Genomic DNA, 15,474 nt, shown 5'->3' with positions numbered 1-15,474 from the left:
AAAAATATAAAGTAATAAATGGCTAGAACTGAATTTATTAAAGGGATGACAGGTCATAGAAATTAAATGTTTTCAGGAAAGACTTCAGAAATAAAAGGTTTCAAAAATGCCATTTTTGACACTTCATGTTCCGAAGAATTCGGAAATTCTAAGATAATAAAAATTGCAGAAGCTGTAAATCTCTTTCGGCAGCATGGCAAATCAGAATTTGGCAGCACTAAAACAGATCATTGCTGCACGGGACTGCCTGTTTTGAAATATCTTTTCACATCTTCAAGAATAAGGTAAAGACAAGGAACGATCACCAGGATGATGGCAGTGGCAAAGATGATCCCGAAGCCCAGCGAAATTGCCATAGGAATCAAATAATAGGCCTGGCTCGAAGTTTCGAGGATGATAGGAGTAAGGCCTCCAAAAGTGGTCAATGTGGTAAGCATTATTGGCCTGAAGCGGCGAATTCCCGCTTCATGAATAGCTTCGTAAACTGAGAGATCCTTTCGTTTCTTGTTGGCATAATCTATCATGATAAGGCTGTCGTTCACCACAACTCCGGTAAGGGCAATTACTCCCATTAAACTCACCAGGGAGAGATCATAGCCAAGTAATATGTGCCCAATCACAGCACCTACGATGCCAAAGGGAATTGCCGCCATAATGATCAAGGGCTGCACATAGCTGCCAAAAGCTACTGCCAGCAGCACATAAATGATCAACATGGCCATTGAAAAGCTACTCCAAAGAGAGGCTGTAGATTCGCGCATATCGGCCTGGCTCCCTTCAAAGGTCCAGGTGAGCCCGGGAAAATCTGCCCGCAACTGGGGTAAAATGTCCTTTTGAATGGAAGCAAGAACCTGCCCAACGGTATTGGCTGGCTCTACGTCCATACCCACGCTTACCACGCGGCGGCCATCCCGCCGGTTTATGCTGGTAAATGCCTCTTCTTCTCTTATCTCTACAACATCATAAAGCGGAACTTCCACATTGTTTGGTGCCCTGACTAAAAAATTTTCCAGGTTCTGAATATCCCGGCGTTCCTCAAGAGGTAGTTTTACACGCACTTCGATCTCGTTGATGGTTCGCATTTGGCGCATGGCCAGTGCACCGTAAAAGGCATCTCTTACCTGGCGCCCGACTTCTGTGGAAGTAAGTCCCAGGTTCCTGCCTTCGGGTAACATCTTAAAATCGTACTGCTGTTTTCCTTTGTTGTAATTGTCATTAACATCACGAGTGTTCTCATAGGCGCTGACCCTTTTAGAAAAGGCCATACTTGCTTTCTCCAGTACATCAATATCTGTATGGCTAAGATCTACGCTAATTGCCTGTTGATAGCCACCCGGGCCACGTTCAGCTTCAAAGGTGATCTGGTCTACACCCTCAATTTCCCCAATATTGTCGCGCCATAAAGCTATGAGCTCCCGTGCACTCATTTCTCTTTCATCTGGAGGACGCATTACAATTTCCACATCAATGAAATTCTGTCCTCTCACGTTGGTTTTAACTCCTTCTGCAACTTTATAGAGATCGTATTTCTCGAACATTTCAAAAGTTGAATTGGTGATCTCTTCGGCAACCTTGCCGGCCTGGAGCGTGGTGGTTCCTTCGGGCAGGCGCACCCCGGCTTCGATCTCATCGGCAGCAACTTCGGGCATCATGATCATCCCCATATGATCACTGTAGCCATAACCTCCCACAATGATCAACAAACCAACTGCAGCACTAAGTGTGATGTATCGGTACTTAAGGCACTTATCGAGTACCGGGCGATAATATTTATGAACAAAATGATTGAATTTTTCGGCAAATGCCTGCTGCCAGTTTTCGAGTTTCAGAAGCCAGCCTTTAGATTTCTTTTTGGAAAGATGGCCTAGATGTGAGGGCAAAATGAAAAGGGCTTCCAGTAAGGAAACAGCGAGGATCACGATGACCACGACCGGCAGCGGCCACCAGAATTTTCCGGTTTCGCCGGGCATCAGCAGCAAAGGAATGAAAGCAATAATGGTGGTGGCAATGCTGAAAATAACAGGCTTGGAAACATCGCGTGTTGCGGCGATCGCGGCATCCATAAAATTCATTCCCTGTCGCCTGTATTCATAAACATTTTCGCCCACCACAATTGCATCATCGACTACAATTCCAAGTACTACGAGGAAGCCAAACATCGAGATCATATTTAGGCTTACTCCTACCAGCGGCAGGAAGATCATTCCTCCAATGAAGGAAATGATCATCCCCATCATCACCCAGAACGCCAGCCTGTACTCCAGGAATAAGGCGAGGATGAGCAGGACAATGCCAATAGCCATAAGTCCGTTTTCGGTGAGGAGGGAGAGGCGTTCCCGGTAATCTTCGGCCGCGTTGGAGTCAATTCTGTAAGCCACACCAGGCGGTAGCTGAAAATCGTCAAGGATCCTGTCAACGCTTTCGGCAATTTCTAAAGGAGATTGATCGCCCACTCTGTATATATTTAGCCCTACGGAAGGAACCCGGTTAAACTGCCCGTGAAAACCCGATTCTTCAAAACCATCTGTCACCGTTGCAATTTCTCCCAGGGTCACCTGTGCGCCCGAAGCAGAAGTGATCACCGCAATCTTTCGAAAATCTTCGGCCCATTGCTTTCGCTCCTTCATGCGTAAAAGGATCTCTCCCGCCGAAGTTTCCACAGCACCCGCAGGAACATCTTCACTGGAACGAGCTACAATTTCGGCTACCTCCTGAAGCGTGAGATCGTATTTCCGGAGGTTATTTCGGGAAATTTCAATGTGTGTAAAATAGTCGGGAACGTTGCCGAGTTCCACCTGTGTGATCTCCGGATTGCTAAGCAGAATATTCCGAAGTTGTTCTCCAAGTTGCCTGAGAGTCCAGATATCTACTTGTCCATAGAGGCTTATCTCCATGACATCCTGTTGCTGAAGTTGCAGGCTTACCTGCGGTTGCTCAATATCATCGGGGAAAGTGCGAATTCGGCTTACCGCCTGGTCAATATCCTGAAAGGCTTTCATGCGATTGGTGCCCGAGATCAATTCGATCACTATTTCGCCCGAACCCTCCCGTGCCGTAGAGACAATTTCTTTGATCCCCTGAATGCCTCTTATTGCTTCTTCCACCGGCAGCAGGATTCCCTGTTCCACCTCGGCTGGTGCAGCGCCGGGATAACTTACCTGCACCTCTACATAGTCCAGTTGAAACTGCGGAAATACTTCTTTCTGAATATTGAACATGGTCCACACCCCACCTGCCAGCAAAAGGATCATGAGAAGGTTGGCGGCAATGGAATTGCGTGCCATGTATCCAATAGCGCCTTCTTTCCTGGTATTATTTGAAGTTTCCATTAGTCTTGTGGCGCTTTAGCGGTACTGTCTTTTTCGGTTCGCAAGGGAATACCGTTGGCTACTGTGCTAAGATTGGTAGTTACAACAGTTTCTCCACCAGTAAGACCTTGATCGATATATACATATTGATGATCTGTGAGCAGCACCTGTACATCTCGAATGTCGAGCTTCCCATCTTGCATAACCCATACGGTATTATTTTTTCGGAGATGATCTCTGTCCAGCCGCACGACATTATCAATTTTCTGAGCCTGTACCTTTGCTTCCACGAAGCTTCCTAATAACAATTCTGGTCCGGTTGCAGTATCTTGAGCCAGGGGATCGGGAACTTCAACCAGGATTCTTGCCAGGCGACTTTGATCATCTAAAGCGCCTACCATGCTTGAAAGAAATCCTGTTCTAAAACTGGATTCAGGCCAGGCTGAGGTGTTTCTGATTTTTACCATGGAGCCCTTTTCTTCTTCAGCAGTCGGAAAGCTAAGCCACTGCAATTTTGAAACAGGCAGGCTAAGTACCACTCTGTAGGTTTCTGTACCTACCAGCCTACCAAGGTCAACGCCAGGAGCAACTTGTGAGCCCGTAGTGACGTTCTGGGTAATGATGTGGGCGTCAAAAGGTGCTCTTATGGTAGTTCGGGAAAGATTGAGTTGAGCCTGATCTACTGCGGCCTGTGCAGCCTTTATCCTTGCCTTTACAGCATTGAGCTGCGGCTGGCGAAGTACGAGAGATCTTTCTTCTTCTGATAGGGTTGCAGCACCTACCAGTTTCAGATCCTGCTGGGCCACCTCCTGCCGGCCCATTTCCACCTCGAGCTCTGTTTGAGCCTGCATAAGTTCGCTGCGACGTAATTCCAAAGCATTTCTATAATCTGCAGGATCAATTTGCAACAATACCTGTCCTTTTCGCACTGAGCCACCGGGTACGAACTGTGGATCTCGCCGACTCACTTCACCGCCCACACGGGCACTAAGGCTTACATCATTAACAGGCATTACAGTTCCTGTAGCTACCAGTTCCGGAGAATAACTTCCAGCCTCGGCGCTTGTGGTTTGAACCAGCATGGCCATTTCTTTTGAGGCCCCTTCACTTTGCGCCGTGGGTTCGGTAAAAAAGATAAAAGAAGTGATCACTACCGCAAAGAGCAGGATAACTACACTAATAATGATTATTTTTTTTCTACTCATTTTTCACATTTTAGAGGCTGTTCTCCATGGGAACCTTAAAGCCGCCGGCAAGCGATCTGTAAAGGGCAACACGAATTTCCAGCTGCTCAAGTCGGGCAAACAGCAGCTCCCTTTCCAGCTGCTGCTGTTCATCTAAAGCCAGCAGGACGTCAAGATAATTGCTCATACCGTTGAGGAATTCTATTCTTAGCTGCTTACTGGTTTTTTGAGCTAGATCAAGCTGTTTTGCCATGATCTCTAACCTTTCCTGTTGCTTTTGCTCCTGTAACAGCGCATTTTCTACTTCCTGAAAAGCAATAAGAATGGTTTCTCCATATTCGTACAACCGCTGATTTTTCACAGCTTCTGTACGTTTTACTTCGGCCGATAATCTTCCGCCATAGAAAAGAGGGGTGAGGAGGTTGCCCGCAAGCGTGTATGCCCAATTCTGAAACAGGTTGTCAAAATTACCTGCCCTAAACTGGCCAGTAGCCTCGAGGGAGATCACAGGAAGTTTGCTTCTCATTGCATAAGCCATATCCCTATCGGCAGCCAGGAGGAGGAGGTAATCTCGCTGTACGTCGGGCCGGCGTCTAATCAATTCCAAAGGAAGACCAGGTGCGGGCAGAGGTGGAAGCTCAGGAAGTATTTCTTCAGGAAAGAGATTCACATTCTGCGGGGGGCGACCTAGAAGAACGGCCATCTGGTTTTTATAGATGCCGAGGTTGGTCTCATAGGTGACTTTCAGGTTCCGGGTGCTCTCAAGAAGTTGCTCCTGCCGTAGAATGTCAACTGCTCGAATCTGTCCCCCGGCAAACCGGGCTCTTATAAGACGTACAATTTCCTCATTGGTCTTAATCTGTTGATCTACGAGTTCCAGCTGTTTTCTGGTGGTGAGTAACTGGAACCAGGTATTTGCAATCTCTGCAGAAATACTCATAGCTGCCGACTGGTAATCTTGCAAAATTGCACTGGCAGTGTATTTTTCTGCCTGTATACCGGCTCGCACCCGGCCCCACAGGTCCAGTTCGTAGGCAGCAGTGAGTCCGGCATTGAAATCAGGATCTCCAGAGACCTGGTTGGCTGGATTTCGAGAAGATGCACCGGCAAAGCCATTGAGCTGCGGAAATAAAAAAGACTTTTCCCGCTGAACTGTCGCCAGGGCAGCAAAGTAAGCTTCCCGGTTCCCCGAAAGAAGGAGATTTTCTTCCAGCCCCAGGGAAATAAGAGAATCGAGAGCTGGGTCATCAAACTCTTCCCACCAGTTATCTGGCATGACCTCACCTTTGGTAATGCTGAATTCCGCAGGTTTTTCTAACGGAAGATCAACAGGTGAAAGTTTTGGAGTACAGGAATTAAGCAGATATATAACAAATACTCCCAGCACAAAATTTTTATAGCGCTGGAGTACCCCGGGAACCGGAAGTGGGGAAGTATTTATTTTTCTTTTCAGGTTATAATTTTTTTCTGAGATTATTTAAGGCTTCCGAAGCGATTTCAATGGCTTCAGAATCAGGGAATTCTAAAGTTACAGATTTTTTAGAATTAGACAATGCGCAGAAAGAGGTGTCAAAAATGACATTTTTGGAACCTGATCTTTCACACTTCTCCCTGAACAAAATCTGCAACACGGAGAGAAATAGTATCTTGCGGCATTACAAATGAGATCTGACTTTCAAGATCTCTAAACCACAGAAGATCATTAAGACCAAATCGCTTTTTCAGGAAATTTTCTCTTTAGGCAACAGGCCAGAGCACCAGGTTGGGATATGTTTAAGTGGAGGAAGTGCGCGGGGTTACGCACATATTGGAGTGCTAAAGGCATTACATGAACACGGCGTAAAACCTACCGTTATTTCAGGAACAAGTATGGGGGCTGTAGTAGGAGTATTATACGCTGCCGGGTATTCACCGGGCGGGATAAAAAAGATTCTCGTAGAAGAGACCTTTTCAAAAATGACCGGCTTTTCATGGAGAAGAACAGGGCTGTACAAGCTGGAAAAAATGAAACTGGCGCTCGAAAAATATATTTCTGAAGATGATTTTTCTGTTTTGAAAAAGCCCTTTTATCTTGGCCTCTCTAATCTTAATGACGCTTGCGGCGAAATAAGAAGTAGCGGACCTTTGTTTGATTATCTCATTGCCAGCTGTTCTGTGCCAGGGGTTTTTGCACCTATAGTCCTCGATAAGATCAATTACGTTGATGGCGGACTCATGTGTAATCTCCCGGCTTCAGCAATTCGTGACAAGTGCAAGTACCTGATAGGTTCACATGTGAATTTCGCTGGAAAGAAAGAACTCTTTACCGGCCCAAAAGGAATTCTTGAACGTTCTATTAATCTGGGGATCACGCAGAATGCCCGGCCTGAGATGGAAATCTGTGATTTTCTAATAGATCCTCCCGCCATGCAAAACTTCACTCTCTTTGATTTCAGCAGGATAGAAGATATTATTGAAACCGGCTATACCCATACTATTGAAATGATCAAAAAAGGGGAGTTGCCGGTTAGGAAATTACAGAGCAGGAAAAGAGTTTAATTCTGAATTTTTAGTTGCAGGTTTATTTCTGCGGGCCAGGCGTCTGTGCTGGTCTATATCGCCTACCACAGAGACCATGTTCCGCGTATAAAACATGCAGAAAGGGCTAAGGTTCATCTGGATGATTACAAACCTGCACAACAGGAGTTCCTGAATTTTGTCCTTGGTCAATATGTGACTTCAGGTTTTGAGCAGCTGGATGCTGCCCAGCTGGGGATCTACTGGTGCTAAAACATCTCGTCCTGGCAGATGCCAAGGCTAAATTATGAGATATCCCGAACGTTCGGAGCACTTTTATCGGATTTTAGCAGCACTTATATGGGGAGAGGGTTGGAAGTTCCGCTTCTTAGATCAGAAAGAGGTAGAAGAATCTTTTACTCCTGTGTTGAATAAATTTCCCGCAGTCTAACATTGTCCATTGGTACCAGTTCACCAATTTCTTTAAGACTCATTTGTTCAAATTCTGTAGTTGTCAAATTAATAGTGTTTTCACCATGTAGATGAAGAAGTTCATTAAATCTGCTTTCATTTATTTCAAGAGGTGAGCCGTGAACTATCATATAAAACTTTCGATGAGTTCCTCCTTGGAGATCCTCAAATTTCAAGTCAAGAAGTTGATAATGGTGTAAGATAACGCCTTGGTGAGGGTTTTTCTCTGTTGTTAAGGAGTCTTTCTTTTCAATAATAGTTTCCCAGGCTACGTTGTTTATGGGAAGGGTAGCAATTTTTCCAACAAGATTAGAGGTGGCGCTGGTGCTTTCGTAAAAGTCGCTAAAGTGAATAAAAAGACTCGGATCCTCTCCATTTGGAGTGGAATACCTCACATTTTTAATTGCAATAACTGCAACTGGAAAAACGCTTATGTCGAAAGCAGGCTGCCCTAAATTATAAACATTAACTACCTTCTGGTTCTCTTCAGTTTCAATCTTAGTGTAAATTACCGGAATTTTTTCTAGCTCATACAACTCCAATTGCCGCTCACTTGTCTGCCAGCTAAGGAATGCGACCACAATAGAGGCAGCCCCCAGAACAAGATAGGAGAAGACTTCGAAATATACCTTATTATTTTCTAGCCTTTCTCTTAAGTTTTTCATTCTGAAGAAATCTTGGGAGCAAATATCTCAAATTTAAATTGGAAAAGGAAAAAGCAGCAAAATTTTCCGAATATATCAACTTGTCACTTATTTTGTCACCTTAAAACAAAAAACCCGGTAAAAACGAGGCTGGGGAATCCAGTCCTGCAAATGCAGCTAAGCTTAACTGTCCCTGGGGGGCAGGCGACTTAAAACGAAAAAAACCTGCTCGAGTGAAAATACCGGACAGATTTCTTTTTTATAGTACTCTCTTATTTCTAAAAGCTGCTCCAGATCCTGTTTTCGAGTATCTTTTGAAATCGCAGGCTTTCTTTTTGTTAGGAAATAGAGAAAGATGAATAAGTTCTAGAGGTAATTGGTCTTTCGTGAAATGAACTTCTGTAATTCCATTAGTGAAGATTTCTTTAGAGGTGGACCTTCGTCCACCGAAGCCCGTCGAAGATTATAGATAGGAACTTCCATTGGAAACATATTTTCTAATAAAAAGCCCCCCTTCGCTTTTCTAACGAAAAGCTTCGGAGGGCGTAGGTGGAGTCGGAGGGAAAGACCAAAAATTTATGTTTGTAGGTTTTAATAGGCTTTCCAGAAGAGGGAAAAATTTTGGTCCCCGAATAGGTCCCGTTTTAACATAACTTTAATCTTTAGAGAAAAAAATCTCCAATCTAAGGTCTATCCAGCGTTATAAAAAGAAGCTTGCGCTGTCAATTGATTTGCTTTTTAGGCTCGTATACGGTAACATGTATGTTCGTCATAAATGGTCGATTAGGTGTACTAAGACAAGGAAAAATAAAAAACTTTTTAGTCCTATTATCTTCCTGCCAGCTGCGGCCGCTGTACAGCATTGATCACCTGATCTACAGAATATTTTCCGCTGTCAAGAAACAAAAGAGGTAAGTAAAGGAACAGGTAAAGCAATCCTGGTTCTTGATTAGCAAAAGGATCACCTCCATGCACCAGGAGAACTGCCACCAGCATAGTTATGATAAGCGGAATGGACGCCCATCTTGTGCCGAGGCCAATAATGAGCAGAATAGAACACACCACCTCTGCAAAAACTGCCAGAGCAAGTGAAACAACAGGGCTTAATCCCATTACTCCGGGAAACTGAATTTCTCCCCTGGAAAAAAGCATTTGTACTTTTGGAATTCCGTGAGCTAGCATCAAAACTCCAACTCCCACTCTTTAGATCAATAAAGCCAGATCAACCTTGGAGGTGCTAAAATTTGTATTTGTTATTATTTTCATGTTTATTTTTTTATCCAATTTTTACTGAGGTCATTGTTAAAGATCCTGCTACCGCCCTGTCATTGAAAAATGAGACTTGTTCTTCCCCTTTTTTAAGTCCGAGGGTATAAAGCAGCGGGAGATAATGTTCGGGGGTAGGAATAGCAAGTTGGGACTCTGCGCCAAGACCTTCAAAGTTGATCAGCCGATCAAAATCTCCTTCTGAAATGTGCTTTTTAAAGCGCTCATTAATCTCCAAAGCCCAGTCATAACCAAACCCGGGTTCATCTATTTTATCCCATGCCAGCATTCCCAGGTTGTGTACCATATTACCACTTCCAATGATCAACACTCCCTTTTTTCGAAGAGCAAGGAGCTCCTTTGCCAGTTCAAAATGATTTTTTGGACCTTTGTTCCGGTCAATGCTCAATTGCAATACCGGAATGTTGGCTTCAGGATACATATGCCTTACCACTGTCCAGGTTCCATGATCAAGACCCCAGTCATGATCTTCTTCAATAGAAGCCATTTTTACCAGCTTTTTAGTTTCAGCAGCAATTGCCGGATTTCCGGGAGCAGGATACTGTACTTCAAACAACTCCTGCGGAAAACCTCCGAAATCATGGATCGTCTGAGGGAGATCCATTGCGGTAATTCGTGTGCCTTTCGATAACCAGTGGGCAGAGACCACCAAAACCGCTTTTGGCGTAGGGATGTCCTGAGCCATCTTTTTCCACCGGGCACTGAATTCATTATCCTGGATCCCATTCATAGGAGAACCATGGCCAATGAACAATACCGGCATCATTTTATCCTGCCATGTCAGGCTTGAAGTGAAATTATTAAAGGCTGAAAGTGGAGACATTTTTTTATTAGAATCAGGAGTCAAGAATCAAGAACCAAGACTTATTTTTAATAAAAGAGGAAGCCGGTAGGGGACCAAAGTGAAGGGACTTTATGATCATCGACTTCCTCGTAAAAAGGTGGTTATTGTTTTTTAAACTCTCCGTCTACGTCTATAACGACTTTGTCGCTCAAGACAGCTTCAGGAAAATCTGGGCCTAAGTTATAGTCAGATCTCTTTACCTCACCGGATATTGCGAATCCGGAGATTACATCCCCGTTTTGAGGATTCTCAACAGTTCCGCGGTACCACACATCAAGAGTGACAGGTTTGGTAATTCCGTGGAAAGTAAGGTCTCCTTTCACTTTATATTTTCCTTCACCAACTCTCTCTGAAGAAGTGCTTTTAAAGGTCATTTTCTGATTCTTTTCAGCATCAAAAAAATCAGCACTTTTGAGGTGATTATCTCTCATTTCAATTCCTGTGTCTATGGAAGGAACCTCAATGGTCATTTCATATTGGGCATCGCTAAAATCATCTTTTGTAGTTGTGATGCTTCCATCAAATTCGTTGAATCTACCTTCAACTTCAGAAATTCCAAGGTGAGTCACCCCAAATGATACCTGCGTATGAGCCGGATCAACTTTCCAGGTGGTTTGGGCAAAAGTCGTGGTGCTTAAAAAAGCAATCATCAAAAAAGAAAATACTTGTTTCATTGTGTTCATTTTTAGTTTAATTATTAGTGTTAATTTTAATATGCTGCGGTAAATCGCTGTTTAATGTGTGCTGCATTTTCGGCTTCGTCAACCAGGACCACAGCAGTATCCTGGACTGAAAGGTCACTCTTACCCTGCTTATCAAAGACTGGTTTGTCAAAGCCTTTTCTGTAGGTGTTTTTTCGCTCCTGTGGTTTTCCGGGAGCCATTTCGATCGCCGGACTAAAAAAGGTCCAATCAAGTTCGTTTTCTCTTTTCAGGATTTCGAGGTATTCACAGGCTGCCAGTGCGCCGGGTTTTATTTCTTCCGGAAAGTTGGGAGAATCTATGACTCTTGTTCTTTCATTCAGAAAAAGACTTCCTGCCCCGCCAACGACTATTAAGCGTTTTACGCCTGAAGCTTTCACAGCCTCCTGAATAGCCTGTGCGCCTTTCAGATAATCCTCGTAAATATTAGGATTGGTCCATCCGGGGTTGAAGGTGCTTATCACCACCTCGTTTCCTTTAAGAACTTCTATCAATTTTTCCTTTTGTTTTACATCTAACGAAGCGGTGTTCAAAAGATCATTTTTAACCTCTATTTTTTCAGTGTTGCGGGCGATGGCAGTCACTTCATGTCCGCGGTCAAGGGCTTCTTTTAAAACTTCTGATCCTACAAATCCTGTGGCGCCTATAATTGCTATTTTCATACTTTTTCGTTTTTAATTACAGGTTCCGTCTGTAGAGCAGGAGTCCCCTTCAGAGATCTCGAGCCCTGCCTTTGGCTTAAATTCTTTCCACGCCTTTTCCAGGGTCTGTAAAAAGGCTTCTGAAGGCTGGGCTCCGGAGATCGCGTATTTATCATCAAAGACAAAGAAGGGAACTCCTCTCACGCCAATATTGCGGGCTTCGAGTTCATCCTGTTTCACTTCATAGGCAAAATCATCAGATTCCAGGACAGTTTTTACCTCTTCGGCATTCATTCCTATTGAAGTTGCCACTTCTACCAGCACTTCCGGGTCATCTGTGTTCTTTACCTCTTCAAAATGTGCTTTAAATAGCGCTTCTTCTATCTCATTCCCAAGCTCCTTTGATTTTGCCAGCTGTATAAGCCGGTGCGCCATAAACGAATTCGCCGGGATGGATTCTTCCAGGTTGAAATCTATACCCACCTCCCGGGCCATAGTTGTGGCACCCCTAAACATTTGCCTGGCTTGTTCTGGTCTCACGCCTTTCGTCTTTACGAAATATTCGAGGGTACTGGCATTGGCATTTGTTTGTAAGGAAGGATCGAGCTGAAAGCTCTTCCAGGTGATCTTTACCTTATCTTTCTGCGGAAAACTTTCCAGAGCTTTTTCAAATTTTTTCTTTCCTATATAGCAGAAAGGACATCTAACGTCTGACCAAATTTTTATTTCCATTGCTAATTATATTTTATTTCATATCCCGAAGCTGCAAACAGGCTTTGAACCGCCGCTCTGGCTTCAGTATCGCTACTATACACCTCAATTTCCTTTTGAGCAGGATGCAGAGCGATCTCTGCAACTTTAGACCAGGGAAAGAGCTCGATCAATGAATTTGCAGTTGCTGGCTTTGTCCCTTCGAAAGCGTTTATTACCACCTTTTGGGTTGCCACTTCTTTTATTCTTGCCACCAAAGAAGCCGAAGGCGTCTCCTGGTTGAGCATCATGATCAAATCGGCTTCCCAGCAACCTTCCCGCTCACAGCTTGTAAAATCGAGTTCGGCCGCGCCTTGATGTGCTAAACTTTCCCGGATAGATTTTTTTTGTGCTCCATTTTCAGAAACAAAAAGCAATCGAAGGTCCTGCTCCATTAAAATGCTTATTCCGTTTGGAAAATCTCCCCCTGCATCTCCTAATATTGCTATTGTTTTTTTCATCTCTTAATTCTTTCGGCAGTTTCACAGGAAAGGAAGGATATCCATCCTTTCCTGCCGCCGCTTTTATGCTTATGCCTGTTTTACAAATTGCACCTCTGCGCTAAGCCTCACCTGGTCGCTTACAACCACGCTTCCGGCCTCTGTAACGGCATCCCAGGTCAACCCGAATTCCTTACGGCTAATCTTTCCGCCGATTTCTAATCCGGCTTTGGTCTGTCCATAGGGATCTACTACCACTCCGCCGAATTCAACATCAAGAGTAACCGGTTTGGTAGTGTTTTTTATTGTCAATTCTCCTTCCAGTTTGTCACTGTTCACATCAAATTTATCGGCACGAAAAACAAGATCTGCATGCTCATCGGCGGCAAAGAAATCTCCGGATCTTAAATGCTCATCTCTTTGCTCATTGTTAGTGTCAATTGATTTAACATCGGCTTTGAATTGAACATTTTTAACTTCTTTGAAATCTTCGCCTTCAGTCTCAGCCTGTCCTTCAAATACCTTAAATTTTCCGGTTACCGTTGAGATCATTAGGTGTTTTACCTTAAAAGTCACTTCACTGTGTGTTGGATCAATGTTCCATTTTGTAGTTGCCATAATTTTAGTTTTTGAGTTAATAATTAATTTACACTGCAAATTTACAGGCACATAGCTTTCCGGCCAATGACCTATGATAAGAAATGAATGTGATGTATGTCACGGTTTTGGGAGAGACTCGCTTATAGAATCAAGGGTCAAGAGCTAAGGCCTGCACTTTTAAGTTTGAAGATTAGACAGGACCAAACATACAGATCTATACTGCCACCCATCCTTTGAATCGTCGGGCTTGGAATTTGCCAAACCAGCGCATATAGGAGCAGATGTGTGGATAGGAGGGAGCGCGGTAATCTGTCCCGGAGTAACTGTAGGTGATCGCACTGTTATTGGGGCAGGTAGTATGGTTACTAAAGATTTACCTTCTGATGTTTTTGCCGCCCCGGCAATCCTTGTAGGATCATTAGGAGGCTGGAGCAGGAATAGTCAAGAAATTTCCACTTGTTTTTAGGTCAACTGACTGCGCAGACGGCTAAGGGTTTCCCGGGTGACGCCAATATAGGAGGCGATCATGTGCTGCGGAACCCTTTGGCTGATGTCGGGGAAATCCTGAAGCAGTTTTGTATAGCGTTCTTCGGCAGTCGTGCTCATGGTTCCCATAAGTCGCCTTTGAGTGGCAATAAGATTATTTTGAATAAGGATCCTAAAATAGCGTTCAAACGCAGGTACTCCGTCCAGAAGCAGGTCCCACGAAGACTTGGTAATGAGGAGAAGTTCACTGTCTTCCAAAGCCTCTATATTGTATTCTGAAGCTTCACCGGTGAGAAAACTGTAAAGATCGGATACCCACCAGCCTTCCATTCCAAATTGGAGAATATGCTCGTTTCCTTTTTCGTCTATTGTAAAGCTGCGCAAAAACCCTTTCTCAACAAAGGTGGTATAAATGCAAGCTTCCCCTTCCTCCAGTAAAAAGCGCTTCTTCCTGAGTTTCTTCGGAAGGAAAAGCGTTTTCGCATATTCAAATTCCTCATCAGTGATTTCGATGGTTTCATTCACCTTTTTGTGTAGAAATTCAAACATTGTTGAAGGTTTTAAAAAAAGAGGTTTTTCTCGAAATTCTTCAGCAGTTTCGAGACGCCTATCCAGGATATAAATTTAATGGAATTTTATTTTATGAAAGTGGTTCCGGGGGAGGGGTGGATTTTGGTTTAAAAGGATTCTCGGGTAAAGGAATGAACTCCTCATCATCTGTGGGAGGTAGAAGTATCCTGCCCTGCTTCCAGTCTTCCTTGGCTTGTTCTATCCGCTCTTTCCGGGAGGACACGAAGTTCCACCATATATAACGCTCTCCTAAAGGTTCGCCTCCAAGGATCATAAGATCTGCAGTTTCTTTGGCTGTGATAACGGGATCTACTTTGGGATCAAAAACCAGCATTTGTCCTGCGGAATAAGTTATACCGGCAATTTCAAGTTTTCCTTTTGCGATATAGATCCCTCTTTCGCTATGTTTTTCGGGTAAACCGAAATGGGCATCTTTTTCCAGTTTTACATGAAGATAGAATAAGGGAGAATGGGTGCTGACGTCATTGCCAAGTCCGTAAGCATCTCCGGCGATAAGGCGCATCCATACTCCTTTATCTGTAAAAACTGGTAGCTTTTCAGGCTGGTAATTTGTAAAAGATGGAGCTGATTCTTCGAATTTTTCGGGCAGGGCCACCCAGGTCTGGATCAATTCCAGAGAATTTTCAGCAAGAACTCCCGGGTCTTCAAAACGTTCGGAGTGAGAAATCCCGCTCCCGGCGGTCATCCAATTCACTTCTCCGGGTTTTATCACCTGTTTTACCCCCAGGCTGTCCCGATGCACCAGCTTCCCGCTAAATAGATAACTTACCGTGGAGAGGCCAATGTGCGGATGAGGCAGCACATCCAGAGATTTTTTAATGTCTGGACGTAGTGGTACCGGTCCCCCGTGATCCATGAAGATAAAAGGACCGACCATTCTTTGCTTTCTGAAGGGAAGGATTCGTTTTACCTGCATTCCCTCACCCAGAGAAGCCTGTCTTGCGTCAATAACTATTTTGACCATAGATTTTTTGTCCTGGTGTAAAGATAATAATAAATTAAATCCCAAGCATTTGTGGAATTTTCCTGCT

16 protein-coding genes are annotated in these 15,474 nt (G+C 44.1%); 3 read left to right on the top strand and 13 right to left on the bottom strand.

Going from position 1 to position 15,474, the window contains the following annotated elements:
- Positions 1 to 227: 227 nt before the first annotated feature.
- The 3 genes from HC175_RS02710 to HC175_RS02700 are packed head-to-tail and all read right to left on the bottom strand — an operon-like array spanning position 228 to position 5,879.
- Entirely contained in the window at positions 228 to 3,329 is a 3,102-nt protein-coding gene (locus HC175_RS02710; RefSeq protein ID WP_168136954.1) for an efflux RND transporter permease subunit, read from the bottom strand.
- On the bottom strand, positions 3,329 to 4,513 hold the full coding sequence (locus HC175_RS02705; RefSeq protein WP_168136953.1) for an efflux RND transporter periplasmic adaptor subunit: 1,185 nt from the start codon (positions 4,511 to 4,513) through the stop codon (positions 3,329 to 3,331). The genes HC175_RS02710 and HC175_RS02705 overlap by 1 nt, the downstream gene beginning before the upstream one ends.
- A gap of 10 nt (positions 4,514 to 4,523) precedes the next feature.
- Positions 4,524 to 5,879, bottom strand: coding sequence for an efflux transporter outer membrane subunit (locus tag HC175_RS02700; protein ID WP_317172070.1), 1,356 nt, complete (start codon positions 5,877 to 5,879; stop codon positions 4,524 to 4,526).
- A gap of 281 nt (positions 5,880 to 6,160) precedes the next feature.
- Here HC175_RS02700 and HC175_RS02695 point away from each other — a divergent pair, with 281 nt between their 5' ends.
- A complete protein-coding gene (locus HC175_RS02695; protein ID WP_168137135.1) occupies positions 6,161 to 7,030 on the top strand; it encodes a patatin-like phospholipase family protein in 870 nt (289 codons plus the stop codon).
- Positions 7,031 to 7,075: 45 nt separating this feature from the next.
- Entirely contained in the window at positions 7,076 to 7,261 is a 186-nt protein-coding gene (locus HC175_RS02690; protein ID WP_168136952.1) for a type I restriction-modification enzyme R subunit C-terminal domain-containing protein, read from the top strand.
- Between the two features lie 143 nt (positions 7,262 to 7,404).
- Here the strand turns inward: HC175_RS02690 and HC175_RS02685 are convergent, their stop codons facing one another.
- The 8 genes from HC175_RS02685 to HC175_RS02650 all read right to left on the bottom strand — a co-directional run bounded on the left by HC175_RS02685 (position 7,405) and on the right by HC175_RS02650 (position 13,384).
- Positions 7,405 to 8,124, bottom strand: coding sequence for a hypothetical protein (locus HC175_RS02685; RefSeq protein WP_168136951.1), 720 nt, complete (start codon positions 8,122 to 8,124; stop codon positions 7,405 to 7,407).
- Positions 8,125 to 8,931: 807 nt separating this feature from the next.
- Positions 8,932 to 9,303 carry a DoxX family protein gene (locus HC175_RS02680; RefSeq protein ID WP_317172069.1) on the bottom strand — a complete coding sequence of 124 codons (372 nt, stop codon included), beginning with the start codon at positions 9,301 to 9,303 and terminating at the stop codon, positions 8,932 to 8,934.
- A 76-nt stretch (positions 9,304 to 9,379) separates the two neighbouring features.
- A complete protein-coding gene (gene ygiD / locus HC175_RS02675; protein ID WP_168136950.1) occupies positions 9,380 to 10,213 on the bottom strand; it encodes a 4,5-DOPA-extradiol-dioxygenase in 834 nt (277 codons plus the stop codon).
- Positions 10,214 to 10,335: 122 nt separating this feature from the next.
- Positions 10,336 to 10,908, bottom strand: a complete 573-nt coding sequence (locus HC175_RS02670; RefSeq protein ID WP_168136949.1) for a YceI family protein — start codon at positions 10,906 to 10,908, stop codon at positions 10,336 to 10,338.
- Positions 10,909 to 10,943: 35 nt separating this feature from the next.
- The gene (locus HC175_RS02665) at positions 10,944 to 11,597 is read right to left on the bottom strand and encodes an NAD(P)-dependent oxidoreductase (RefSeq protein ID WP_168136948.1); all 654 of its coding nucleotides are present in this window, start codon (positions 11,595 to 11,597) and stop codon (positions 10,944 to 10,946) included.
- Between the two features lie 12 nt (positions 11,598 to 11,609).
- Positions 11,610 to 12,308 (bottom strand): DsbA family oxidoreductase, encoded by a 699-nt coding sequence (locus HC175_RS02660; RefSeq protein ID WP_168136947.1) that lies wholly within the window; start codon positions 12,306 to 12,308, stop codon positions 11,610 to 11,612.
- Positions 12,309 to 12,310: 2 nt separating this feature from the next.
- Positions 12,311 to 12,787: a hypothetical protein gene (locus HC175_RS02655; protein WP_168136946.1), complete on the bottom strand. Its 477-nt coding sequence runs from the start codon at positions 12,785 to 12,787 to the stop codon at positions 12,311 to 12,313.
- A 69-nt stretch (positions 12,788 to 12,856) separates the two neighbouring features.
- Entirely contained in the window at positions 12,857 to 13,384 is a 528-nt protein-coding gene (locus HC175_RS02650; RefSeq protein WP_168136945.1) for a YceI family protein, read from the bottom strand.
- Positions 13,385 to 13,613: 229 nt separating this feature from the next.
- On the opposite strand from HC175_RS02650, the gene HC175_RS24675 reads away from it, so the two are divergent.
- Positions 13,614 to 13,832, top strand: a complete 219-nt coding sequence (locus HC175_RS24675) for a DapH/DapD/GlmU-related protein (RefSeq protein WP_317172068.1) — start codon at positions 13,614 to 13,616, stop codon at positions 13,830 to 13,832.
- Here the strand turns inward: HC175_RS24675 and HC175_RS02640 are convergent.
- Entirely contained in the window at positions 13,829 to 14,401 is a 573-nt protein-coding gene (locus HC175_RS02640; RefSeq protein ID WP_168136944.1) for a Crp/Fnr family transcriptional regulator, read from the bottom strand. The genes HC175_RS24675 and HC175_RS02640 overlap by 4 nt on opposite strands.
- A 91-nt stretch (positions 14,402 to 14,492) precedes the next feature.
- Positions 14,493 to 15,407 carry a pirin family protein gene (locus HC175_RS02635; protein ID WP_168136943.1) on the bottom strand — a complete coding sequence of 305 codons (915 nt, stop codon included), beginning with the start codon at positions 15,405 to 15,407 and terminating at the stop codon, positions 14,493 to 14,495.
- Between the last annotated feature and the right edge of the window lie 67 nt (positions 15,408 to 15,474).

The sequence above is a fragment of the Salinimicrobium oceani genome (assembly GCF_012037645.1).
Note: the sequence above shows the minus strand (reverse complement) of the source record. Positions and strands in the feature narration are given on the sequence as shown.

Coding starts and splice junctions, on each gene's coding strand:
- HC175_RS02710 (WP_168136954.1), bottom strand. CDS start 3,329: ATGGAAACTTCAAATAATACCAGGAAAGAAGGCGCTATTGGATACATG.
- HC175_RS02705 (WP_168136953.1), bottom strand. CDS start 4,513: ATGAGTAGAAAAAAAATAATCATTATTAGTGTAGTTATCCTGCTCTTT.
- HC175_RS02685 (WP_168136951.1), bottom strand. CDS start 8,124: ATGAAAAACTTAAGAGAAAGGCTAGAAAATAATAAGGTATATTTCGAA.
- ygiD (WP_168136950.1), bottom strand. CDS start 10,213: ATGTCTCCACTTTCAGCCTTTAATAATTTCACTTCAAGCCTGACATGG.
- HC175_RS02670 (WP_168136949.1), bottom strand. CDS start 10,908: ATGAAACAAGTATTTTCTTTTTTGATGATTGCTTTTTTAAGCACCACG.
- HC175_RS02665 (WP_168136948.1), bottom strand. CDS start 11,597: ATGAAAATAGCAATTATAGGCGCCACAGGATTTGTAGGATCAGAAGTT.
- HC175_RS02660 (WP_168136947.1), bottom strand. CDS start 12,308: ATGGAAATAAAAATTTGGTCAGACGTTAGATGTCCTTTCTGCTATATA.
- HC175_RS02655 (WP_168136946.1), bottom strand. CDS start 12,787: ATGAAAAAAACAATAGCAATATTAGGAGATGCAGGGGGAGATTTTCCA.
- HC175_RS02650 (WP_168136945.1), bottom strand. CDS start 13,384: ATGGCAACTACAAAATGGAACATTGATCCAACACACAGTGAAGTGACT.
- HC175_RS02640 (WP_168136944.1), bottom strand. CDS start 14,401: ATGTTTGAATTTCTACACAAAAAGGTGAATGAAACCATCGAAATCACT.
- HC175_RS02635 (WP_168136943.1), bottom strand. CDS start 15,407: ATGGTCAAAATAGTTATTGACGCAAGACAGGCTTCTCTGGGTGAGGGA.